The 22,871-nt window shown below is 73.3% G+C and carries 19 protein-coding genes; 11 read left to right on the forward strand and 8 right to left on the reverse strand.

Going from position 1 to position 22,871, the window contains the following annotated elements; genetic code table 11:
* Window positions 1-94: 94 nt before the first annotated feature.
* Both ACFVV1_RS20665 and ACFVV1_RS20670 read right to left on the reverse strand, forming a co-directional pair.
* A complete protein-coding gene (locus tag ACFVV1_RS20665; RefSeq protein ID WP_389991542.1) occupies window positions 95-3,301 on the reverse strand; it encodes a sacsin N-terminal ATP-binding-like domain-containing protein in 3,207 nt (1,068 codons plus the stop codon).
* 331 nt (window positions 3,302-3,632) lie between these two features.
* A complete protein-coding gene (locus ACFVV1_RS20670; protein ID WP_389990956.1) occupies window positions 3,633-4,568 on the reverse strand; it encodes a DUF3027 domain-containing protein in 936 nt (311 codons plus the stop codon).
* 457 nt (window positions 4,569-5,025) lie between these two features.
* On the opposite strand from ACFVV1_RS20670, the gene ACFVV1_RS20675 reads away from it, so the two are divergent.
* The 4 genes from ACFVV1_RS20675 to ACFVV1_RS20690 are packed head-to-tail and all read left to right on the forward strand — an operon-like array spanning window position 5,026 to window position 8,523.
* Window positions 5,026-6,438 carry an MFS transporter gene (locus tag ACFVV1_RS20675; protein WP_389990959.1) on the forward strand — a complete coding sequence of 471 codons (1,413 nt, stop codon included), beginning with the start codon at window positions 5,026-5,028 and terminating at the stop codon, window positions 6,436-6,438.
* Window positions 6,439-6,465: 27 nt separating this feature from the next.
* Window positions 6,466-6,945 (forward strand): DUF2771 domain-containing protein, encoded by a 480-nt coding sequence (locus tag ACFVV1_RS20680; RefSeq protein ID WP_389990962.1) that lies wholly within the window; start codon window positions 6,466-6,468, stop codon window positions 6,943-6,945.
* A 29-nt stretch (window positions 6,946-6,974) separates the two neighbouring features.
* Window positions 6,975-7,685: a futalosine hydrolase gene (locus tag ACFVV1_RS20685; RefSeq protein ID WP_389990965.1), complete on the forward strand. Its 711-nt coding sequence runs from the start codon at window positions 6,975-6,977 to the stop codon at window positions 7,683-7,685.
* Window positions 7,666-8,523 (forward strand): 1,4-dihydroxy-6-naphthoate synthase, encoded by an 858-nt coding sequence (locus ACFVV1_RS20690; RefSeq protein ID WP_389990968.1) that lies wholly within the window; start codon window positions 7,666-7,668, stop codon window positions 8,521-8,523. Before ACFVV1_RS20685 ends, ACFVV1_RS20690 begins: the two co-directional genes overlap by 20 nt.
* Before the next feature lie 21 nt (window positions 8,524-8,544).
* Here ACFVV1_RS20690 and ACFVV1_RS20695 read toward each other — a convergent pair whose 3' ends face one another.
* Entirely contained in the window at window positions 8,545-8,928 is a 384-nt protein-coding gene (locus ACFVV1_RS20695; protein ID WP_389990971.1) for a cold-shock protein, read from the reverse strand.
* Between the two features lie 210 nt (window positions 8,929-9,138).
* On the opposite strand from ACFVV1_RS20695, the gene ACFVV1_RS20700 reads away from it, so the two are divergent.
* Entirely contained in the window at window positions 9,139-9,363 is a 225-nt protein-coding gene (locus tag ACFVV1_RS20700) for a hypothetical protein (RefSeq protein WP_389990974.1), read from the forward strand.
* A gap of 158 nt (window positions 9,364-9,521) precedes the next feature.
* On the opposite strand, the gene ACFVV1_RS20705 is transcribed toward ACFVV1_RS20700, so the two are convergent.
* Window positions 9,522-10,148 (reverse strand): HAD family hydrolase, encoded by a 627-nt coding sequence (locus ACFVV1_RS20705; protein WP_389990977.1) that lies wholly within the window; start codon window positions 10,146-10,148, stop codon window positions 9,522-9,524.
* 120 nt (window positions 10,149-10,268) lie between these two features.
* Here ACFVV1_RS20705 and ACFVV1_RS20710 point away from each other — a divergent pair, with 120 nt between their 5' ends.
* Genes ACFVV1_RS20710 through ACFVV1_RS20720 form a run of 3 tightly spaced genes read left to right on the forward strand, consistent with a single transcriptional unit; the run spans window position 10,269 to window position 13,224 of the window.
* Window positions 10,269-11,279, forward strand: a complete 1,011-nt coding sequence (locus ACFVV1_RS20710; RefSeq protein ID WP_389990980.1) for a FecCD family ABC transporter permease — start codon at window positions 10,269-10,271, stop codon at window positions 11,277-11,279.
* Window positions 11,276-12,358, forward strand: coding sequence for a FecCD family ABC transporter permease (locus ACFVV1_RS20715; RefSeq protein ID WP_389990983.1), 1,083 nt, complete (start codon window positions 11,276-11,278; stop codon window positions 12,356-12,358). The genes ACFVV1_RS20710 and ACFVV1_RS20715 overlap by 4 nt, the downstream gene beginning before the upstream one ends.
* Window positions 12,355-13,224 carry an ABC transporter ATP-binding protein gene (locus ACFVV1_RS20720; RefSeq protein WP_389990985.1) on the forward strand — a complete coding sequence of 290 codons (870 nt, stop codon included), beginning with the start codon at window positions 12,355-12,357 and terminating at the stop codon, window positions 13,222-13,224. The genes ACFVV1_RS20715 and ACFVV1_RS20720 overlap by 4 nt, the downstream gene beginning before the upstream one ends.
* Before the next feature lie 56 nt (window positions 13,225-13,280).
* Here the strand turns inward: ACFVV1_RS20720 and ACFVV1_RS20725 are convergent, their stop codons facing one another.
* Window positions 13,281-14,357, reverse strand: coding sequence for a hypothetical protein (locus ACFVV1_RS20725; protein ID WP_389990988.1), 1,077 nt, complete (start codon window positions 14,355-14,357; stop codon window positions 13,281-13,283).
* A 75-nt stretch (window positions 14,358-14,432) separates the two neighbouring features.
* Here ACFVV1_RS20725 and ACFVV1_RS20730 point away from each other — a divergent pair, with 75 nt between their 5' ends.
* Both ACFVV1_RS20730 and ACFVV1_RS20735 read left to right on the forward strand, forming a co-directional pair.
* Window positions 14,433-16,895, forward strand: a complete 2,463-nt coding sequence (locus ACFVV1_RS20730; RefSeq protein ID WP_389990990.1) for a helicase-associated domain-containing protein — start codon at window positions 14,433-14,435, stop codon at window positions 16,893-16,895.
* 307 nt (window positions 16,896-17,202) lie between these two features.
* Entirely contained in the window at window positions 17,203-18,846 is a 1,644-nt protein-coding gene (locus ACFVV1_RS20735; protein WP_389990993.1) for a DNA repair helicase XPB, read from the forward strand.
* Window positions 18,847-18,893: 47 nt separating this feature from the next.
* On the opposite strand, the gene ACFVV1_RS20740 is transcribed toward ACFVV1_RS20735, so the two are convergent.
* Both ACFVV1_RS20740 and ACFVV1_RS20745 read right to left on the reverse strand, forming a co-directional pair.
* On the reverse strand, window positions 18,894-19,295 hold the full coding sequence (locus ACFVV1_RS20740) for a hypothetical protein (RefSeq protein WP_389990996.1): 402 nt from the start codon (window positions 19,293-19,295) through the stop codon (window positions 18,894-18,896).
* A 69-nt stretch (window positions 19,296-19,364) separates the two neighbouring features.
* Window positions 19,365-19,568: a hypothetical protein gene (locus tag ACFVV1_RS20745; RefSeq protein ID WP_389990998.1), complete on the reverse strand. Its 204-nt coding sequence runs from the start codon at window positions 19,566-19,568 to the stop codon at window positions 19,365-19,367.
* A 362-nt stretch (window positions 19,569-19,930) separates the two neighbouring features.
* Between ACFVV1_RS20745 and ACFVV1_RS20750 the strand changes: the two genes are divergently transcribed.
* Window positions 19,931-22,024, forward strand: coding sequence for a HelD family protein (locus tag ACFVV1_RS20750; RefSeq protein WP_389991001.1), 2,094 nt, complete (start codon window positions 19,931-19,933; stop codon window positions 22,022-22,024).
* A gap of 128 nt (window positions 22,025-22,152) precedes the next feature.
* Here ACFVV1_RS20750 and ACFVV1_RS20755 read toward each other — a convergent pair whose 3' ends face one another.
* Window positions 22,153-22,842, reverse strand: a complete 690-nt coding sequence (locus ACFVV1_RS20755) for a copper homeostasis protein CutC (RefSeq protein WP_389991004.1) — start codon at window positions 22,840-22,842, stop codon at window positions 22,153-22,155.
* Window positions 22,843-22,871: the final 29 nt, after the last annotated feature.

Here is a 22,871-nt window from a genome sequence, read left to right on the forward strand (position 1 = left end):
TGCGGTGGAGCCATGAATCCCACCGCAAGACCGCACGAGCCAACACCGTCGAGGACTACATCGCAGCGTAATCAACCGGCCACCCGACAGGCTCTCAGTCGAACCAGCGGTCCCGGGCCAGTTCCTCCGTACGGGACGGGTCCTCCAGCAGCGCCGCGACCTCGAAGCGGCGCGGCCACTGCCCCGCCGCCCAGGCCAGGCCCGCCGCGACGCCTTCCAGCGTGGCGGCGTGCACGGTCCCGTCGGGGGTGCGGCGCCAGTCCAGTTCGACGCCGCCCGCGCGCAGTTCACCGTGCTCGATGTACGTGTCCGGGGTTCCGGCGCCGAGCAGGGCCCGTACCGAATCCGGTACCTGGTGCTCCTCGCCCTCCGTCGTCACCTCGGCCGCCACCGTCTCGCCGAGCCGCCGCACCTGGAACAGCTCGGCCAGATCGGCCGCGCGCGCCGGGGCGACCGGGAGCAGCGGGAGCCCGGTGGTCAGCGGCAGCAGATCCGGGGCGTCCGCGATCACGGCGTCCGCCGCGTCGACGACCCGGACCTCGCCGTCGACCACGACCCGCAACTCGTCGGGAAGCGTGACCTGTTCGGGGTCGAGATCGGCCAGCGCCGTGTACAGGGAGTGCAGTTGTACGGGGCCGACCTCGCGGCCCTCGTCCGCGAGCCGGCCGAGGAGTTCGGCGGCGCCGCCGGGCTCGTCGAGGAGGGCTGCCACGGAGGTCCGTACGCCGAGGGCGCGCAGCACCTGGGCGTCGTCGAAGCCGGTCGCGTCGGCGGATTCGTACAGTCCGGCCAGCCGCGGGTCGCCGGACGCCGCGCGCAGACCGGCCGGGCGGCGGCCGCCGATCACGGGGTGGTCGCGCAGCCACCAGGCCGCGTACGGACGGACGGACCGGGTCGTGCCGTCGGGCAGCAGCACCCGCACGGGCTGGGTCAGCGCGTCGCGCAGCGGCGGCCGGGCGAGCAGGGCGAGCGCCTGCGGCCAGGCGTCGTCGTCGACGAGGTCCAGGTCACGGACGGCGACGAGTTCGGTGGCGACCGGCGGCACGGTTGTGTCCGGCAGCTGGTCGAGAACGTCCTCGCACCACACGTCCACGGCGTCGAGCAGACCGGCGTCGTCCGGCTCGGCGAAGTCGCCCTCGCGGGGCTCCAGTTCGTCCGGGTCCAGGACGACATCGGTGGCCCTCACCAGGGCGAAGGTGGCGAGCACACCGCAAGCGGTGAGCGGCTGTTCGCCCCAGCGTTCGGCCAACTCCTGCTCACAGAGCGCAAGTTCGCCTTCCCGCATGATGGCCGCGAACGGGCTCCCGGGCAGCACGAGTTCACCGGCGGGGGCCGGCTCGCCGTCCTCGTCGGGGAGGGCGAGCGCACCGAGCCAGGGCTCGTCGCCGGGGGCCAGGTCGGCGTCCCGTACGAGGGTGAGGACGGTCTCGGCGAGCTCGTCGACGTCCAGCGCGTCCTCGTCCCAGATCTCGCCCGCGTCCAGCGATCCGGCGACGGCGGCCCGCACTTGATGGGTCGTCAGCACGGCGCGCGGCGTGGCGGGCAGGGCACCCAGCTTCTCCAGCAGCGGATGGGCGGCGTCCGGGTGCGCGACCTTCAGCCCGAGCCGGGCGAGCCGGCCCAGGACCGGTCCGGTGAGCGCGTCGGGGAGCGGGAGGAGGACCTGGCGGGGGCCGATGGTGGTGCGGGGCGCGGCCGGGGCCTCCGATTCCGGTGTCTCCGGCTTCCCGGCCAGCGGGACGGGCAGGCCGGAGAGGCGGTCCGGGTCGATGCCGGACAGGCTGTCGTACAGCCGCCGCCACCAGCCGGGGTCGCGCTCGAGTCCGGCGAGCCGGTCGATCGCCTCGGTCAGCGGGACGCGGGCGATACCGAGGGTGCGCAGCTCGCTGCGGCGCTCGAGGCCGGCGGGCAGCAGACACGGCAGGACCTCGGCGAGCACCCGTACGGTCTCGGCGCCGACGCCCTCCAGCACCTCGGCCTCGATGGGGCGCAGCGCGCTGGTGACCGCCTCACGGATGCCGTCCGGCTGCGCGTCCCAGGTGTCCCACCGGTCCGCTTCGGCCGCGGCGTCGCGCGGGGCGGCGGGCGCCAGGAACGCGACGCGCGGCAGCCGCGCCAGGATCGCGCCGCGCAGGGCGCCGTCCAGTTCGCCCTTGCCGAGCGGTCCGGGGACGAGATCGATGGTGTCGACCGCAACCGGCTGCCAGCCGGCGAGCAGTTCGGCGTACGCGTCGGCCGCGCGCTGCACCAGGAAGTCGGTGAGCGGGCCGGGCGCCGGGTGGCGGCGGGTGGTGTCGAGCGGCAGCGACGCGATGAGCAGCGCGGCGATACCGAGGGGTTCGTCGGTCGGGGTCGGCGCGTGGACGACGGGGGCGGTGCGGGGGCGTACGGGGGCGCCCTCCGCGTCCACGGGGACCGCCCAGGTGACCGACCAGTGCGGGCGCAGCCGTTCCTCGCGGGGCCGGTCGGTGAGCAGGGCGGGCTCGACGGGGCCGTGGTGGGTGACGGTGCGCCAGCGGTGCGTACCGTGCGCGGAGTCCTCGACGTGGGTGTACGGGCCGTGCTGCGAGCGGCGCAACGTCCGTACGGTGTCCGGGGTTTCGATCACGATCTCGTCGAGACCGCGCAGGGTGAGCAGGATGGCGTCGTCGACCGCGTCGAGCAGCCGGACCACGAGGTCCTCGGCGCCGCCGTCGCGCAGCGGGAGGACGACGACGGTGTCGTACCCGTCGGGTGCGGTGCCCTCGGCGGGCAGCGGGAGCCGCAGCAGCGGTACGTGGCCGTCGCGGCGGCGGAGCTCGTCGCCGAGGCCGGGGCTGGCGACGGCCGCGCGGGCGGCGAGGTCGCGCGCCTCGGCGAGGGACCAGCGGACGCCGCCGTGCCGGCCGACGACCGCGGGCTCGTCGCTCACCGCGAGCACGGCGGCGAACCCGACGCCGAACCTGCCGACGGCTCCCTCGTGGCCCTCGCGCTTGGCGGAGGCGCGCAGGGTGGAGAGCGATTCCACGCCGGTGGCGTCGAGGGGGGCGCCGGTGTTGGCGGCGGCGAGTACGGCGGGGGCGTCCGCGGTCGCCGCGTGCAGGGTGAGGCGGAGCCGCCCGGGGGCCTGGGCTCGGGCGGCGGCATCGGCGGCGTTCTGGGCCAGCTCGACGACGAGGCGGTCGCGGTAGCCGCCGAGCGCGAGGTCCTCCTCGGCGTTGGCGTCCTCGCGGAACCTGGCGGGGCCCGCACCCCAGGCGTCGAGCACGCCGCGTCGCATCCGTGCGGTCCCGAACGGATCGGCCCCCTCGGTCGCATTCATGCTCACGCTCTGATCTCCGCTCTTTCCGGTTACGCCTTGCCCGTGCCGCCAGTGTGCGCCTGAAGGTACCGGGTCCTCTCGCCGGACGGGCTCCGCGAACGGCGCTCCACGCGGGCGGCAACGCGTCTGCCCCGGCACACGGGGCACGGTTTCGGGCAGGACTCATCGACGTACGGGCAGCAGATTCAAGCCCGTCGAGGGGGTCCCCCCCAGGCCCTCAAGGCCATGGGGGAGTTCGCGGACGGAACCGGTTCGCCGGGCGAGCCCGCGGTCTACGTCACCGGCCGCGCCGGAGCGCCCGAATACCCGCACCCCGCAAACCCGCGCCCGGTCAGGAGTGGCCGAGATCCTCCGTCGGAGCGTCCGGCTCCGCCGGGACCGAGCCGGAGTCCCGCGCCGGCCGCAACGGATACTCGTCCACCTGCATCGTGTCCAGCGCGTGCGGCGCCGGCTTCGGCGGCTTCGGCATCACTGCCGCCTCCGAATGCCCACCGCACCCGTACGACAGCGACACCACATGCCCGTCCGCCGGACCGAACTCGTTCGCGCACACCCCGAACGCCCCCTTCAGCGAACCCGCCAACGGCACCAGGAACGCGCAGGTGACACACGACGCCGGCGCCGCCTGGGCCATCGGCGTCTTCGCGCCGAACCCCTCGTCCCACCGGTCGGCCGCCGTGTGCAGCCCGTACCGCGACAGCACCCGCGCCCGCCGCATGCCGAGCTCCTCGGCGACCGCCGCGATCGAGCCCCGGCTGGTCGTCGCGGGGCGCGTCGTCAGCTCCGCGTCCTCCGCGTCGACGAGGTCGGCCATCTCCTGGGAAACCTCGGAGACCGCGGAGTTCGGCGGCGGCTCGTCCTCGCCGGTGTAGCCGGGCTCCAGGCGGAGGTCGTCCGCCTCGGTCGGCAGCAGATCGCCGGGCCCCATGTCCCCGGGGCGCAGGCGCTCGCTCCACGGCAACCACTCCGGGGCGAGGAGCGCATCGCTGCCGGGCAGCAGAACAGTCTCGTCAAGGGTGACGTTCTTCGCGCGGGACGCCCGGGCGACGGTCACCGCCCAGCGCCAGCCCCGGTAGCCGGGCTCCCCGCACTCGAAGAAGTGCGTAACGACCCGGTCGCCCTCGGAGACCAGGCCCACATGCTCACCGACGACCCCCGGCGCGGCTGCTTCCTCGGCCGCCGCGCGGGCGAGGTCTACCGCCTCGGCGCACAGACGGTCGGGGGCAGGGGTACGGGCCGTACGGCTTCGCGTCGTCGCAGCACTCACAGGTCTCGCTTCTCTCCTACGCCAGTCTCACGAGCGCGCCAGCACATCCATCGATTTCGGCCATGACAGCTGCGGGCGGAGCGGACCTGGGGGCCGCGTCGACGTCCACACCCGTTGTGCCTGCCTCGGGCGCACCTTCTGCCATCCATTCTGCGGGATCGCCGATAGGCGCGCGGCCGAGAACAACCGCCGGTGGCGCGCTACGCACGCTACCCTCTCCGCCGCCCCCCGCCCACCTGCCCGTCCGGAACAAGGCCGTATCCGGCGCCGTGTCCGGTGCGAAGACCGCCTCGCGGACCGCACGAAGACGGGTCGGACAACCCGTCGATGACCAGCCGGATGACCAGCCGGTTCAAGCTGAGCGGGCCGGGCGGAGCACTGACCCGACAGGGCGGAGTGCTCCGCGTCCCGGACCGATGCCGGTTCGTCACCGTGGCGACTGGGGCACTATGTCGAAGTGACTTCCGCCAGGTCGCACAAGGATTCCGGCCCGCTCCGCAGGGCGGGCCGGGCGATCGGTCATGCCCTCCACACGCCGTTCACCGGCACCGCGAAAGGTATCCGGAAGGCGACGCACGCCCACGGCGCCGGGGAGTCCGGGCTCGGCAAGCTGATCGAACTGCATGCCGTGAACGGCGCGGGCGATGTGATGATCACGGTCGCGCTCGCGTCGACGGTGTTCTTCTCCGTGCCGACGGACGAGGCCCGGGGCCGCGTCGCCCTCTACCTTGCCGTCACCATGGCGCCCTTCACCCTCCTCGCGCCCGTGATCGGCCCGCTCCTGGACCATCTGCCGCACGGCCGCCGCGCCGCGATGGCCGGTGCGATGCTGGCCCGTGCGGTGCTCGCGCTCACCATGTCGGGCGCGGTCGCCACCGGCGGCCTGGAGCTGTATCCGGCCGCGCTGGGCGTCCTGGTCTGCTCGAAGGCGTACGGGGTGGTCCGCAGCGCCGTCGTGCCGCGCCTGCTGCCACCGCGCTTCTCCCTGGTGAAGGCGAATTCCCGGGTCACCCTGGCCGGTCTCCTGGCGACCGGTGTCGCCGCCCCGATCGGCGCGGGGCTGCACACGATCGGGTCCCCCTGGCCGCTGTACGGGGCGTGCCTGATCTTCATCGGGGGGACCGTCCTCGCTTTCACGCTGCCGCACACGGTCGACTCCGCGAAGGGTGAGCGCAAGGCCCGGCTGGTGCCGACGTACGGCGCGGTGGCCCCCCGGCCCGGGACGAAGCGGAACGGGTGGGCGAGGGGCCGGGAGAAGAACGGCGAGAAACGGCCCGGGCTGCGGTCCGTGGGACCGTCCGTGCTGAACGGCCTCCAGGCCAACACCGCGCACCGCGCGCTCTCCGGCTTCCTGATCTTCTTCCTGGCGTTCCTGCTGCGCGAGCAGCCGCTCGCCGGGCAGAGCGCCGTCGTCTCGCTCGGCATCGTCGGCGTGGCGGCCGGTACCGGGAACGCGCTGGGGACGGCGTTCGGTGCCTGGCTGAGGGCCCGCGGACCCGAGGTGATCGTCGCCTCCGTGCTGGCCCTGGCGCTGGGGGTCGCCGTGCTCGCCGCGCTCTTCTTCAGCACCGTCATGGTCGCCGCGCTCAGCGCGACGGCGGGCTTCACCCAGGCCCTGTCGAAGCTCTCGCTGGACGCGATGATCCAGCGCGACGTGCCCGAGGAGGTGCGGACCTCCGCGTTCGCCCGGTCGGAGACCGTGCTCCAGATGGCGTGGGTGGTCGGCGGCGGCATCGGCATCGCCCTCCCCCTCAACGGCGTACTGGGCATGTCGGTCGCGGCGGGCATCCTCGCCCTGGGTGCGGCCACGTCCGTACGGGGGCTGCTGGTCGCCGCGCGGCGCGGCTCGCCGCACCCCCGCGTGGCGTGAGCCGGGGCGACCGATAGCCTTCGGCCCATGACCGTTGCGTTCTTCTCCGGTAAGGGCCGTCGAATCGGCGTCGCTCTTGGTGCCGTGTCCGCGGGACTCCTTGTCCTCTCCGCCTGCGACAAGCCGACGCCGCTCGCGACCGTAACGGTCGGCGGCAACGTGGTGACGTCCGAGGCGTCCTGCTACAACGACGGCAAGCCCCTCAAGGCCTCCGAATACCAGAGCTGCCTCAACAAGAAGGCGGAGAAGTCCGTCGAGGTCGCCATGGACGACAAGGTCCGCTTCGGCGTCGACCCGGAGATCGCGGACAACGGCTGGACGCTGTTCATCAACGGCCAGCAGGCCGAGCAGGAGCCGTACAAGAAGACCTACCGGTCCATCCCGGGCAGCGCCTTCTTCTCCAGCCAGACCGGCGAGACGTCGAACAGGACGCAGGTCAGCATCGTCGAAACCAAGGGCAAGAAGCTCACGGGCGTCTGGCACTTCGAGCTGAAGAAGACCAGCTGATCCCTTCCCGGCCTCGGAGGACTCCCCCCGTGCGTGTGCTCGTCGTGACCGCTGTCCCGGTGGAACGGGACGCGGTCACGCGCGCGTTCGGGAACGGTTTCGCGGCGCCGGTACGCGAGGCGGGGGGCGCGGAGATCCACCGCGCCGGGCCCTTCGACGTCCTCGCGGGCGGCGCGGGACCGGCCGCCGCCGCGGCCGCGGCCGCCTTCGCGCTGGCCGCCGCACCCGAGCCGTACGGTCTCGTCGTCTCGGCCGGCATCGGCGGCGGGTTCGCCCCCACTGCCCCGCTCGGCTCCCTCGTCGTCGCGAGCGCGATCGTCGCCGCCGATCTGGGCGCCGACACCCCCGACGGCTTCCTGCCCGTCACCGCCCTGGGCTTCGGGCGCGACCGCTTCACGCCACCGCCCGCGCTGGTACGGGAGGTGGCCGCGGCCACCGGTGGGACGGCCGGTGAGATCCTCACCGTCTGCACCGTCACCGGCACCGCGGAGCGCACCGCCGCTCTGCTCGCCGCGCACCCCGCAGCCGCCGCAGAGGCCATGGAGGGCTTCGGGGTCGCCGAGGCCGCCGAGCGGGCGGGCGTGCCGGTGCTGGAGATCCGGGCGGTCTCGAACGCCGTCGGCCCGCGCGACCGCGCCGCCTGGCGCATCGGCGACGCGCTGACCGCGCTCACCGGGGCGTTCGGGAAGCTCGTACCCGTACTGGAAGGCTGGACCCACCATGACCGAAACCACGCGTGACCGGCTGGACATCGCTTTCTCGCCGTGCCCGAACGACACGTTCGTCTTCGACGCCTGGGCGCACGGACGGGTCCCCGGCGCGCCCGCCCTCGATGTCACCTTCGCCGACATCGACATCACCAACGGCATGGCCGAGCGCGGCGAGCTCGACGTCCTCAAGGTCTCGTACGCGGTACTGCCCTGGGTCCTTCACGAGTACGCGCTGCTGCCGTGCGGCGGGGCGCTGGGGCGGGGCTGCGGGCCGCTCGTCCTCACGAAGGAGCCGGGCACGGACCTGACGGGCCGGACCGTCGCCGTACCGAGCGAGCGCTCCACCGCGTATCTGCTGTTCCGGCTCTGGGCGGCCGAGGTGGTGCCGGGCGGGGTCGGTGAGATCGTCGTCCTGCCGTTCGACGAGATCATGCCCGCCGTGCGCGACGGGAAGGTGGACGCCGGTCTCGTCATCCACGAGGCGCGTTTCACGTACCAGAACTACGGGCTGCACAACCTCGCCGACATGGGCCGGCACTGGGAGGACACGACCGGGCTGCCGATCCCGCTCGGCGCGATCATCGCCAAGCGGTCACTGGGCGCGGACATTCTGAAGCTGCTCGCCGATTCGGTGCGCGCCTCGGTACGGATGGCCTGGGACGACCCCGAGGCGTCACGGCCCTACGTGCTGGAGCACGCCCAGGAGATGGACCCGGCCGTGGCGGACCAGCACATCGGGCTGTACGTCAACGAGTTCACGGCCGACCTCGGCGAGGACGGCTACGCGGCGATCCGCGGACTGCTGACGCGCGCGGCGGCCGAGGGGCTGGTACCGCCCCTCGGCCCGGATGCGCTGTCGTTCCTCTGAGGTCCCGCAGGATGCCGGGGCCTACACGTCGAGCTCGTCGGCGACCGCGCGCAGCAGGCTGCCGATCTTCTTGCCGGCCGCCTTGTCGGGGTAGCGGCCGCGCTCCAGCATCGGCGTGATGTTCTCCAGCAGGGTGGTCAGGTCCTGCACGATGGACGCGAGTTCGTCCGGCTTGCGGCGCTGCGCGGCCGCGACGGAGGGTGTCGGGTCCAGGATCGCCACCGAGAGCGCCTGGTCTCCGCGCTGACCGGCGACGACGCCGAACTCGACGCGTTGGCCGGGTTTGAGCGCGTCGACGCCGTCGGGAAGCACGGAGGAGTGCACGAAGACGTCGCCGCCGTCATCGCGGGAGAGGAAGCCGAAGCCCTTCTCGCTGTTGAACCATTTGACCTTGCCAGTCGGCAAAGCACGCACCCCATCTCAACCCATATGCCGGAACAAAGCCTCAGCAGGTCAGGCTATCCAGTGGTGGTGCTCCCCTGCTGGCAGAAGCCTCCCCAGGTGAAGTACCCCTCGTCAAGCCTGGTCATCCGGACTGCTGTCCAGAAACGGTGCCTGTATTACGCACGGTCGGCTGTGGGAGGGGACGCCGGTGTCGGGAACTACCCTGGCGGGGTGAGTACTACACCTTCTGGCGCAGGTGACCGGCTGGTCCGGATCGGCGCGATCGTCTTCTTCGTCGGAGCGCTGGCCACGCTGGCCACGGTGGCCCCGCTGTTCCTCGGAACCCATCCGCTTCCGTCCATCGCGTGGTCGCTGTGCATGCTGATGGGCGTGGGCTTCCTGATCGCCGCGGCGGGCGTGGTGCGGTCGGTGCGGGCGGGGGCGCCGAAGCGGTGATGCCGGGGTCGTCCGGTGGGCCGCTTTGTCCTCAATCGCCGGACGGGCTTGAAGTCCTGCCGCGGGCCCGGGTGGTAGCCGCTTTGTCCTCAAACGTCGGACCGGCTTGAAATTCCGCCGCGGGCGGGGCTGTTCTCGATCGCTGGACCGGCTTGATCTCAGCGCGCCGCGTACCCCTCCAGCCAGGACGGGAAGTCCGTCAGCGACGACAGGACGACGTCCGCCCCCGCTGCCCGGAGCTCCTCCGCGTCGCACGGGCCCGTGGTGACCGCCACCGAGAGCGCCCCGGCCGTGCGGGCGCCCCGTATGTCCCCGGTGTGGTCGCCCACGTACACATGCGCCCCGTGCTCGCGCAGGGCCCGCCCCTTGGCCTCCGCCCACAGGCCGCCGATCACCGCGTCGGGCTCGATCCCGAGGTGGGCCAGGTGGAGCTCCGCGCTCGGCCGGTGCTTGGCGGTGACGACTATCGCCCGGCCGCCCCGTTCCCGGATCGCCGCGACCGACTCCCGGGCGCCCGGCAGCGCGAGGCTCGGAGCGATGGCGTATGTGGGATAGATCTCGCGGTACCGGTCGGCGGTCGCGGCCACCACATCGGCCGGAAACCAGTTCCGCAGCTCCTCGTCGACCGGCGGCCCGAGCCTGCTCACCACCAGGTCCGTGTCGATCGGCGTCCCCGTCTCGGCGGAAAGCGCCAGGTAGGCGGCCTTGATGCCGGGCCGGGAGTCGATGAGCGTCATGTCGAGGTCGAAGCCGACCGTCAGGAGGTGCGAGGGCATGGAGTCCATTGTCGCGGGGCCGGACACAGAGCCGGAACGCCGTGCCCGTCCCGGTACGGCCCTCGGGCCCGAAATCGACGGTGCTTAGACTTAGCCAAGCCTAACTTTGCTTCGTTTCGATTGGGTCCGATGTCAGCCGCCGCACCACGCCGCTCCAGACGCGCACTCGCGACGGCGGCGGCCGTCGCGGCGCTGCTGGTGGCGGTACTTCTCAGCCTCGCCGTGGGGGCCCGTTCCATACCCCCGTCCGAGGTGATCGACGCCCTGCTGCACGGCGGGCACTCCGACGCCGCCGAAGTCGTCCGGAACATGCGGGTGCCGCGCACCCTGATCGGGCTGATGGTCGGCGCGGCACTGGCCCTCGCGGGCACGGTGCTCCAGGGCATCACCCGTAACCCCATCGCCGACCCCGGCATCCTCGGCATCAGCCAGGGAGCCTCCGTGGGCGTGGTGCTGGCCATCGCGTTCGCCGGGATCCACACCCTGACGGGATACGTGTGGTTCGCGTTCGCGGGGGCGGCGATCGCCTCCGTCGCCGTGTACGCCGTCGCCTCCAGCGGGCGCGGGGGCGCCACCCCCGTGAAGCTCGCGCTCGGCGGCGCCGCGATCAACGCGCTGCTGGTGTCGGTGACGACGGCGGTGCTGACGACCAAGGCGTCCGCACTGGACGAGTTCCGCTTCTGGCAGGTCGGCTCGATCGCCGGGCGCGAGGCCGATGTGGCCCAGCAGATCTGGCCGTTCATGCTGGCCGGGACCGTGCTCGTGCTGTCCGTCGCCCGCGGGCTCGACGCGCTGGCGCTCGGCGAGGACGTGGCGAAGGGCCTCGGGCAGAAGGTCGCGACGGTACGGATCGTCGGCGGCATCGGGGCCACGGTGCTGACCGGTGTCGGCGTCGCGGCGGCCGGGCCGATCGCTTTCATCGGCCTCGCCGTCCCGCACATCGCCCGCGCGATCGTCGGCGGCGACCACCGCTGGGTGCTGCCGATGGCGGCGCTGATCGGGCCCGTCATGCTGCTCGTCTCCGACGTCATCGGCCGCGTCGTCCTCCCGCCGAGCGAGGTCCCGGCGGGCGTGATGACGGCGCTGATCGGCGTTCCGTTCCTGGTCACCCTGGTACGCCGGAAGGCGGTGCCCGCATGAGTGCCGACACCTCGGTGCGGGTACGGCCCGCCGGGTACCACGTCGTACGGATCGGGGCGCGGGGCCGGTTCCTGCTGCACCGGCGGGCGGCCGTCGTCGCCACCGCCCTCGCCGTGCTGCTGGCCGCGGTCTGTGTCGCGTACCTCTGCGTCGGCGAGAGCTTCGTCGCGCCGGGCGAGGTCGTGAAGGTGGTCCTGGGGCAGCCGTCCCCGGACGAGCTGGTCGTCGGCACGCTGCGGCTGCCGCGGATGGTCGTGGGGCTGCTGGTCGGCGCGGCGTTCGGGATCGCCGGTGCGCTGATCCAGACCGTCGCCCGCAATCCGCTGGCCAGCCCCGACATCATCGGCATCAGCCAGGGGGCGAGCGCGCTCACGGTCGGCGCGATGACCTTCGGCGTGACCTCGTACACCGTGCTGCCGTACCTGTCCGTCATCGGCGGGGTGGCCGCGGCGGCCCTCGTGTACGTCTTCGCCTGGCGCGGCGGGCTGCACGCCACCCGCTTCGTCCTCATCGGCATCGGCTTCGCCATCGCGCTGCGGTCGGTCACCACGCTGTTCCTGACGAAGGGCGACTATCTGGTCGCCCAGCAAGCACAGATCTGGATGACCGGCTCGCTCAACGGCCGCGGCTGGTCCGAGGCCGCGCCGATCGGCTGGACGCTGCTGGTCCTGCTGCCGGCCGTCCTGTGGGCCGCCCGTGCCCAGCGCACCGTCTCGATGGACGACGACACCGCGACCGCGCTCGGGGTGCGTCTGGGGCGCGTACGGCTGGGTCTCGTCGCCCTCGGGGTGATCCTGGCGTCCGTGGCGACCGGGACGGCCGGGCCGGTCGACTTCGTGGCGCTGCTCGCCCCGCAGATCGCCCGCCGGATGACCCGGACCGCGCAGATCCCGCTGTTCTGCTCGGCGCTGCTCGGTGCGTTGATCGTGGTGTTCGGGGATCTGCTGGCACGCAGGCTCTTCTCGCCCACCGAACTGCCGGTGGGCGTTCTGACGGCGGCGGTCGGCGCCCCGTATCTGATCTGGCTGATCGTCCGCGGTCAGGGCGGCGGCCGCGGCCGTAGTGGAGGCACCGCATGAGCTCGACCCGTACGTCCGACACGTCGGACGCCACGGCGACCCCGACCGCGACCAGCCGGCTCACCGTGCGGGAGCTGACGCTCGCGTACGAGGAGCGCACCGTCGTCCACGAGCTGGACCTCGCCGTTCCCGACGGCCGGGTCACCGTCATCGTCGGCCCGAACGCCTGCGGCAAGTCGACCACCCTGCGCGCGCTCGGCCGGCTCCTCAAGCCGCGTGGCGGGGCGGTGCTCCTCGACGGCACCGAGCTGTCGAAGATCCCCACGCGGAGGATCGCCCAGTCGATCGGGCTGCTGCCGCAGACCCCGGTGGCCCCCGAGGCGATCACCGTCTGTGACCTCGTCGCCCGCGGCCGGCAGCCGCATCAGCACTGGTGGCAGCAGTGGTCGCAGGAGGACGAGCGGGCGGTGACGGACGCCATGGAGCGTACGGACATCACCGCGCTCGGCGACCGGTCGGTGGACGAGCTGTCCGGCGGGCAGCGCCAGCGGGTCTGGATCGCGATGGCGCTCGCCCAGGAGACGGATCTGCTGCTCCTCGACGAGCCGACCACGTACCTCGACATCGCGCACCAGGTGGAGGTCCTGGACCTGGTGCGCCGGCTCACCGCCCCGGCGGCGGACGGCACCCGCGGCCGGACCGTCGTCACCGTGCTCCACGACCTCAACCAGGCCGCCCGTTACGCGGACCATCTGGTCGCCATGAAGGCGGGCCGGATCGTCGCCGAGGGCCACCCGAAGGACATCGTCACCGCCGGTCTCGTACGCGAGGTCTTCGGCCTGGACGCGGTGATCGTCCCGGACCCGGTGACCGGGTCGCCGCTCGTGGTGCCGGGGGCGCCGTGGCAGGCCACGCCTGCGTCGTGAACCCGCGCCCGGCCCCGCCCGGGGCACCGGGGAGCAGGCCTCGGACGGCCCTCGGCCTACCCTGCCCGCTTCCGCGAGCGCCACACCAGGAACGCCGCCGACGCCACCGCGGCCGTCCGTACCACCACCGGCCACACCCCGCTCAGCGCGTCCGCCATCCCGTCCTGCGGGACCGGTTCACCCCAGCGGCCCGCCGTCCGGCCCCAGAGCCAGACCAGGGCGCCCGCCACGACCACGCCCGGCAGGCCCATCGCGGCCCACTTCGCCTCCGCGCGCGACAACGTGCGTGAGCCGTACGCGAGCAGCCAGCCGCCCGCCAGGGCGAGCCAGGAACCCGTCACGGCGCCCACGACCAGCAGCGCGGCGGCGAGCAGGAGGAAGGGGTGGGAGAAGACCCGGGCCGTCGGCGTCGACTCGCGGGGGGCGCGGCGGCGCAGGCGCGGGAGCCGTCGGCGTCGCGGTGCGGCCTCGTCGGTGCCGGTGTCCTCGGCGGGGGTGTCGTCGCCGTCCGGCGCGTCGTCCGCCGCGGCGCGGGGGCCCGGAACCGCGTCCCGGGACGACAGCGACCTGATCATGTCCGGTATCTCGACGCCGCCGACGAACCCCGGCACGTCCACCCCGTCACCGAACGGCCCCGGCTCGATCCGCCACCAGTCGGGCTCGCTCCCGGACGGTCCCAGCTCGTCCGTTCCGGCCATGTGCGGCGGCGACGGCGCGCGCCCGGCGGCCGCGTCCGGAGCCGCTTCCGCCGGCTGCGCCGGGGCTTGTGACGCCCCGTCCCGCGCCCGCGACGCGCCCTTGCCGGAACTGTCTTTCCGGAGCATCCCCTTGCGCGGCCGGGGGATGCCGCGCCCCTCCTCCGCGGCGGGTTCCGGCCGCTGGGGCAGCTGGACCGTCCCGTCCGCCGACGCGGCCGCGGCGGCGACCAGTTCGTCGGGGGTGCCGAGCCTCCCGATGATGCGGCGGACGGCCGCCGGGCTGTCCGCCGACTGCTTTCCGCGCTGCCGGTCGATCTCGCCCCGGAGCGCCGAAACAAGCCTCATCCGGCCGGCCGCGGACAGCTGTTGCTGCTGCGCCAGGTCCCCGACCCGGCTCAGATAGTCGTAGACGAGCTGGTCGCTCTCGATCCCCACGCGATGGTTCCCCTCTACCGCCCTGCACCGACGGTAGCGCCCTCGGGCCTGTCCGGAGCGACTACCGTGGGACGGATGGGGATGACCACACCACCGCGGACGCTCGCCGAAGCTCTCCGCGCCCGGGACGACGAGTCGTTGGGGTGGCTGCTGCGTGCCCGCCCCGATCTCCTCACCCCCGTGCCGGGCGACATCACTCAGCTCGCGACGAGAGCCGGCACGCGCGCCTCCGTCGTACGCGCGCTGGAACACCTCGACCGGTTCTCCCTGCAGACCGCCGAGGCGCTCGCCGTGGCCCCCGACCCCGCCCCGTACGAGACGCTGCTCGGCCTCTTCACCGGCGACGGCCGGGACGACGGCGAGCACCGCGACGACGCGGACGCGGCGATCGAGGACGCGCTGCCCGCCGCCCTGACCACCCTGCGCGAACAGGCCCTCGTCTGGGGCGAGGACGACCGGTTGCGGCTGGTGCGTATTGCGCGCGAACTCCTCGCGCCGTCCCCGCAGCACCCCTCGCCCACCGGTCTCGGCCCGACTGTCGCGGAGGCGACCGCCGGTATGTCGCCCGGTCGGCTCCAGGAGATCCTGGCGGCCGTCGGACTGCCCGCCACCCATGACCCGGTGTCCGCCGTGGCGTCCCTGTCCGCGCTCTTCACCGACCGGGCCAGGATGGGCAAGCTGCTGGACACCGCCCCCGCCGAGGCCCTGTCCGTACTGGACCGGCTGGTGTGGGGGCCGCCGTACGGGGAAGTGACCCCGAACCCCACCCCGCCGGTGAAATGGCTGCGCGACCACGGGCTGCTGCTGCCCGTGTCGACCCGCACCGTGGTGCTGCCGCGCGAGGCCGCCCTGCATCTGCGGGCCGGGCGCGCCCACCGCGTACCGGAGCCCCGGCCGCCCGCCGTGGAAGCGATCGCCGTTCGTGATCCCCAGGCTGTGGACAGCGCCGCGGCCGGTCAGGCTTTCCTGGCGGTGACCACCGTCGAGGAGCTGCTGAAGAGCTGGAACGGCGGCGGCCCCGCGATACTGCGCGCCGGCGGGCTCAGCGTCCGCGACCTGAAGAAGACCGCCGGCGCCCTCGACGTCTCCGAGCCGCTCGCGGCGTTCTGGGTCGAACTCGCCTACGCGGCCGGGCTGCTGGCCTCCGACGCGGAGGCCGACGAGCGGTACGCGCCGACGCCCGCGTACGACGACTGGGCCGAACTCCCGCCCCAGGACCGCTGGGCGCGCCTCGCGACCGCCTGGCTCGCCGCCACCCGCACCCCCGGACTGGTCGGCGGCCAGGACGCCAAGGGCCGGGCCCTGTCCGCCCTCGGCCCCGGCCTCGACCGCTCCGCCGCCCCCGAGGTGCGCCACCGGATCCTCGCCCTCCTCGCCGCCCTGGAACCGGGCACCGCCCCCGACCCGGAGACCGTGCTCGCCCGCCTCCGCTGGGAACGCCCCCTGCGCGGCGCCTCCGCCACCGCCGCCGGGGACACCACCGACCTGCGGTCCCGGATCGCCCTGTGGACGCTGAACGAGTCCGAGCTCCTCGGCATCACCGGACGCGGCGCGCTCGCCACACACACCCGCGCCCTGCTCGACGCCGGGCCGGCCGAGGCCACCGCGCTGCTCGCGCCCCTCATCCCGGAGCCGCTGGACCACGTCCTGCTCCAGGCCGACCTGACGGCCGTCGCCCCCGGCCCGCTGGAACGCCCCCTGGCGGACCTGCTCTCCGCCCTCGCGGACATCGAGTCGAAGGGCGGCGCGACGGTCTACCGCTTCACCCCCGGGTCCGTACGCCGCGCCCTGGACGCCGGACAGTCCGCGGCCGATCTGCACGCTTTCCTCGCCACCCACAGCCGTACGCCGGTGCCGCAGCCGCTCAGCTACCTCATCGACGACGTCGCCCGCCGCCACGGCCATCTGCGGATCGGCGCCGCCTCCTCGTACGTACGCTGCGACGACGAGGCCGTGCTGAACGAGATCCTCGCCGACCGGCGCTCGGCCACCCTGCGCCTGCGCCGCCTCGCACCGACGGCCCTGGCCGCCCAGATCGACCCGGCGTCCCTGCTCGACGGGCTGCGCGAGATGGGCTACGCCCCGGCCGCCGAGTCCGCCGAGGGCGACGTCCTGATCACCCGCGCGGGCGCCCGCCGCACCCCGCCGCGCACCGCCCCCGCCCCGGTGCCCGAGGGCCCTCCGGTCCCGGACGCCACGCTGCTCGGCGCGGCGGTACGGGCGATCCGCGCCGGGGACACGGCCGCCACGGTGGTCCGCAAGGACCCGGCCGACGCGCCCGACGCCCCGTCCGGCTCCCTGCCCCGTACGACCTCCGCCGAGACCCTCGCCACGGTCCAGGCCGCCGTGATGACCGGGTCGGCGCTCTGGATCGGCTACGTCAACGCGGACGGGGCGGCCAGCCAGCGCGTCATCGCCCCGGTCCGGGTCGAGGGCGGCTTCGTCACGGCGTACGACCACACGGCGGACGAGGTCCGCACCTATCCCCTGCACCGGATCACCGGCGTCGCCGAACTGGCCGACGACGCCATGTCCTGAAGCCGGAGGCCGCAAGCCCGAAGCCTGAAGCCTGAAGCCTGAAAAGCGTCAGCCCGTAACGCCCCGGCCCGGCGACAGCAGCCACCGCCACCGCGGCTGCTCCGTCACCACCGCGGCCCCCGCCAGCACCGTCACGCACACCGCCGCCCACACGGGCCACCCCTGGACCGTACGTCCCCCTTGTATGGACCGTACGTCCCCCGTACGCCCCTGTGCCGAGCAGCACACCGCACCATGACCGCCGCATGCGGCACACTGGACGTTTGGCCGTTCCCGGCCGTTCCCGCAGCAGAAAGGGCCGACGCGCGTGACCGGACCCCTCATCGTCCAGAGCGACAAGACACTGCTCCTGGAAGTCGACCACGAGCAGGCCGATGCCTGCCGTCGTGCGATCGCGCCCTTCGCCGAGCTGGAGCGCGCACCCGAGCACATCCACACCTACCGGCTGACCCCGCTCGGGCTGTGGAACGCGCGCGCCGCCGGGCACGACGCCGAGCAGGTCGTCGACGCGCTCGTGCAGTACTCGCGCTATCCCGTACCGCACGCGCTGCTCGTCGACATCGCCGAGACGATGGCCAGGTACGGCCGCCTCACCCTGTCCAAGGATCCGGTGCACGGTCTGGTGCTGACCTCCACCGACCGGCCCGTGCTGGAGGAGATCCTCCGCTCGAAGAAGGTCCAGCCGCTGGTCGGGGCACGGATCGACCCGGACACCGTGGCCGTGCACCCGTCCGAGCGCGGGCAGATCAAGCAGACGCTGCTGAAGCTGGGCTGGCCCGCCGAGGACCTCGCGGGTTACGTCGACGGCGAGGCGCACCCGATCGAGCTGGCCGAGGACGGCTGGGCGCTGCGGCCGTACCAGAAGCAGGCCGTCGAGGGGTTCTGGCACGGCGGCTCGGGTGTGGTCGTGCTGCCCTGTGGTGCGGGGAAGACGCTGGTCGGGGCCGGTGCGATGGCTCAGGCCGGGGCGACGACGCTGATCCTGGTGACGAACACCGTCTCGGCCCGGCAGTGGAAGCACGAACTGGTGAAGCGGACCTCGCTCACCGAGGACGAGATCGGCGAGTACAGCGGTACGCGCAAGGAGATCCGGCCGGTCACCATCGCCACGTACCAGGTGCTGACGACCCGCCGCAAGGGTGTCTACTCGCACCTGGAGCTGTTCGACTCCCGCGACTGGGGTCTGGTGATCTACGACGAGGTGCATCTGCTGCCCGCGCCCGTCTTCAAGTTCACCGCCGACCTGCAGGCCCGGCGGCGCCTCGGCCTCACCGCGACGCTGGTGCGTGAGGACGGCCGCGAGTCGGACGTCTTCTCGCTGATCGGGCCCAAGCGGTTCGACGCCCCGTGGAAGGAGATCGAGGCGCAGGGCTACATCGCGCCCGCCGACTGTGTCGAGGTACGGGTCAATCTGACGGACTCGGAGCGGCTCGCGTACGCGACCGCGGAGACCGAGGAGAAGTACCGGTTCTGTGCGACGACCGAGACGAAGCGGAAGGTGGCGGAGGCGCTGGTACGCAAGCACCGGGGCGAGCAGACCCTCGTCATCGGGCAGTACATCGACCAGCTCGACGAGCTGGGTGAGCATCTGAACGCGCCGGTGATCAAGGGCGAGACGAGCAACGCCCAGCGCGAGAAGCTCTTCGACGCGTTCCGGGAGGGCGAGCTCAGCGTCCTCGTGGTGTCGAAGGTCGCCAACTTCTCCATCGACCTGCCGGAGGCGACCGTCGCCATCCAGGTGTCGGGGACGTTCGGCTCGCGCCAGGAGGAGGCGCAGCGGCTCGGCCGGGTGCTGCGGCCGAAGGCGGACGGGCACGAGGCGCGGTTCTACTCGGTGGTCGCCCGCGACACGATCGACCAGGACTTCGCGGCGCACCGCCAGCGGTTCCTGGCCGAGCAGGGGTATGCGTACCGGATCGTGGACGCGGACGAGCTGCTGGCCGACAACTGAGGCCGGTGGCCGGTCCGCGTACGCGGGTCGGCCACGTCTTGGCAGGGTCAGCCGCCGAGCGTCAGGAGCAGGACCAGACCGCCCACCGCCGTCAGACCGGGCAGCACCGCGACGGCCGCTGCACATCGGCGGGCGACGGCCCAGCGGGGCCGCCACGGCAGCACCCAGGCGGTGATCAGGGCGAGGGGCGTGATGAACGGGGCCGCGTACAGCCCGTAGCCCATGAGGCTCAGCGGAACCGTGATGTCCGAGGGGCAGTTGTCCGGGCCGCAGCTGTCGGTGGCCATCACCGCGAAACCGATGGCGAACATGCCGAAGCAGGTCAGGAAGAAGGAAAGGACCGTGGCGACCGTGGGGGCGATCCAGGCGTTCGGGCTGCGCGCGGGGACGACGGGACCGGCGGGGCCGGCGAGGGCGGGACGCATCACGTGGACGTGGCTGTTCTCCATGCCGCTACCCAACCGTGGGGCAGGGCCGGGCCGCCTCCGGTCAGATACTCACACCGGGGATCTGCGTACTCAGTGCTCGCGGCGGTGAACGCCTCGGTGGACGCCCGCCTCTTCCGCGTACTCGCCGAGGACGACCACGCCGAACGCGGCGCGGGCGTAGACCTTGACGGCACGCAGGGCGTCGCCGACGCGGTGGGTGTACCGGTGACCGGTGGCCGCGGTCGCGCCGTGCGCGGGGCCGGTCCTGCGGGGGTTCAAAGAGACGGTGCTCATGTACTCCATGGTCCTGCGCCCGGCCCGTGAAGGCATCGCCCCGCGGACGGAACCCTGAAGCGGTGCGCATAGGTCTCCGGTCGCACGGCGTCCCCTACGGGATGGATCCGGCATCAAAACCGTTCGACCCCGACGGAGGCGGTCGATACAATCGCCGGTCTGCCCGCCTCCCGCACCGTGGTACCGGCCATCGCCGGCAGCCGGGGGAGTGCCGCCGACCGGACGGAAACCGGCCGACAGCCGTACGTACACCTGCGTGCGTACCCCGTGATCGATCCCCGAGCGGACCGCATCACCCCCGAGCCGTAACCGGGGGCGAGGTGCGGTCCGCCGTCCTGCGTTGAAAAGCCGGAGGCAACACCGTGCCCGCGCACGCACACGAAAGCGACACCACCACCGATCCCCTGGCTCGTGAACGCGCCCATCTCGCCGCGTCCCGCTCCGCGTTGCGCGCCATGCGCGAGGACGCCCAGGCCCTCGACATCCGCGATGTCACCGCGAACTGGGTCAACGCGGCCGTTCTGCAGGCCCAGATCGACGAGCGCATCAAGTCCCTCGCCGATCTCGCCCACACCCCGCTCTTCTTCGGCCGCCTGGACTATCTGCACCGGGTCGGTGCCGAGCAGGCCGAGGGCGCCGAGGGAGAGCAGTTCTACATCGGGCGCCGCCACGTCCACGACGCCGGCGGCGATCCGATGGTCATCGACTGGCGTGCACCCGTCTCGCAGCCGTTCTACCGGGCCTCCAGGAAGGACCCGCAGGACGTCGGCCGGCGCCGCCGGTTCGGCTACACCGGCGGTGAGCTGACCGCGTACGAGGACGAGCACCTCACCGACCCCACCGAGGCCGCGCAGACCAGCAGGCTCCTCCAGGCGGAGATCGAGCGGCCGCGCGTCGGTCCGATGCGTGACATCGTCGCGACGATCCAGCCCGAGCAGGACGAGATCGTCCGCAGCGGCCTCGGCGGGACGGTCTGCGTGCAGGGAGGGCCCGGCACCGGCAAGACGGCCGTCGGCCTGCACCGGGTCGCGTATCTGCTGTACGCGCACCGGGAGCGGCTCGCCCGTACCGGCACGCTGGTCATCGGCCCGAACCGGTCCTTCCTCCACTACATCGAGCAGGTGCTCCCGGCCCTCGGTGAGCTGGAGGTGAAGCAGGCGACCGTCGACGATCTGGTGACGGCGGGCATCGAGGTGCGCGGCACGGACTCGGCGGCCGCCGCCGTCATCAAGGGCGACGCCAGGATGGCGGAGGTGCTGCGGCGGGCGATCCGTTCGCATGTGACGCTGCCGACGGAGCCGGTGATGGTGGTGCGCGGCTCACGGCGGTGGCGGGTGCCCGCGTACGAGCTGGAGGAGATCGTCACCGAACTCCTGGCCCGGGACATGCGGTACGGGGCCGCCCACGAGGCGCTTCCGCAGCGGATCGCCCACTCCGTCCTGGTCCGGATGGAGGAGGCGGGCGAGGCGCCCGACGACCGGGTGCAGAACGCGGTGGCCCGCACCCCCGCCGTGAAGGCGGCCGTAAAGGCGATCTGGCCGGCCGTCGAACCGGCCAAGCTGGTGCTGCGGCTGCTCATCGACGCGGAGTTCCTGGCCGCGCACGCGGCGGGGCTGCTCACCGAGGACGAGCAGAAGACGATCCTGTGGACCAGGCCGGCCCGCAGCGTGAAGTCCGCGAAGTGGTCGGTGGCGGACGCGGTGCTGATCGACGAGGCGAACGATCTGGTGGCGCGTACGCATTCGCTCGGCCATGTCGTGCTCGACGAGGCGCAGGACCTGTCCCCCATGCAGTACCGGGCGGTGGGCCGCCGCTGTACGACCGGGTCGGCGACGGTCCTGGGCGACCTCGCGCAGGGCACGACGCCGTGGTCGACGGAGAGCTGGGCGCAGGCGCTGCACCATCTGGGCAAGCCGGACGCGGTGGTGGAGGAGCTGACGGCGGGCTTCCGTGTGCCGCGCGAGGTGATCGCGTACGCGTCACGGCTGCTGCCGGTGATCTCGCCGGGCCTCGCGGCGGTGGAGTCGGTGCGTGAGTCGCCGGGTTCGCTGGAGGTACGGGAGGTGGCCGGTCCGGCGGATCTGGACGGGGCGGTGCTGGCGGCGTGCGAGGAGTCGCTGCGGCACGAGGGGTCGATCGGGCTGATCGCGGCGGACGCGCGGATTCCGGCGCTGGCGGACGCGCTGGCCGCGGCGGGGCACGCGTATCTCTCCCCCGGTGAGGAGACGACCGCCGAGTCCCGGCTGACCCTGGTCCCGGCGTCGCTGGCGAAGGGCCTCGAGTACGACTACGTGGTGCTGGACGAGCCGGCCGCGGTGGTGGACGGCGAACCCGACGAGCGCACGGGGCTGCGGCGGCTGTACGTGGCGCTGACGCGTGCGGTGTCGGGGCTGACGGTGGTCCACGCGGCGGACCTGCCGGGCGAGCTGGCACCCGCAAGCCCCTCCGGCGTTTGAGGAACGGGCGCAAAACCAAGCCTCGCCGGCGTTTGAGGCGCGGGGGTCCGGGGGCAGAGCCCCCGGTTACAGGAAGGGGCGGGCAGGGGAACAGCCCCGCCGCAGGCGACCCGCCCCTCCCCGACCCGCTACGCGTCGAGCACCGCGCGCCACTCCCGTACCGCCGCCACGTCCACCGGTGCCGACCAGCCGTGCGGGCGGGCCGCGCCACCGATGTGTACCGCGTCGATGCCCGCGTCCAGCAGCTCCGGCAGGTGGTCCAGGCGGAGCCCGCCGCCCACCAGGATCCGGGGCTCGTACCCGGGCTCGCCCTTGCGTGCCGCCTCGACGAGCAGCGTCGGGATGCCGTCGTCGACGCCCTTGGGCGAACCCGCCGTGAGGTACGTGTCCAGGCCGGGCATGTCCGCCAGCTGCTTGCGCAGGGCCTCCCGGTCCGCGGCCCGGTCGATCGCGCGGTGGAAGGTCCAGCGGCAGCCGTCCAGCTCGGCGACGAGCCGTTCGACGGCGACCAGGTCCGGGTGACCCTCGGCGTCCAGGAAGCCCATGACGAACTCCTCGGCGCCCTCCGCCCGCAGCTCGCGCGCCCTGGCGACGAGTTCGTCGATGTCGCCCGCGGCGAAGCCGTCCTCCAGCCTGAGCATCACGCGCAGTGGAATGTCCACCGCCGCCCGGATCTCCGCGAAGGTCGCGCGGGCCGGGGTCAGGCCGTCCGCCGCCATGTCGGTGACCAGCTCAAGCCGGTCCGCACCACCCGCCTGGGCAGCGACCGCGTCCTCCGCGTCGAGAGCGATCACCTCCAGGACTGCACGGTTGCTCATGGGATCCCAATCCTCCAGGAAGCGGTAAT

It is taken from the genome of Streptomyces sp. NPDC058092 (assembly GCF_042884935.1).
Lineage (GTDB): Bacteria > Actinomycetota > Actinomycetes > Streptomycetales > Streptomycetaceae > Streptomyces.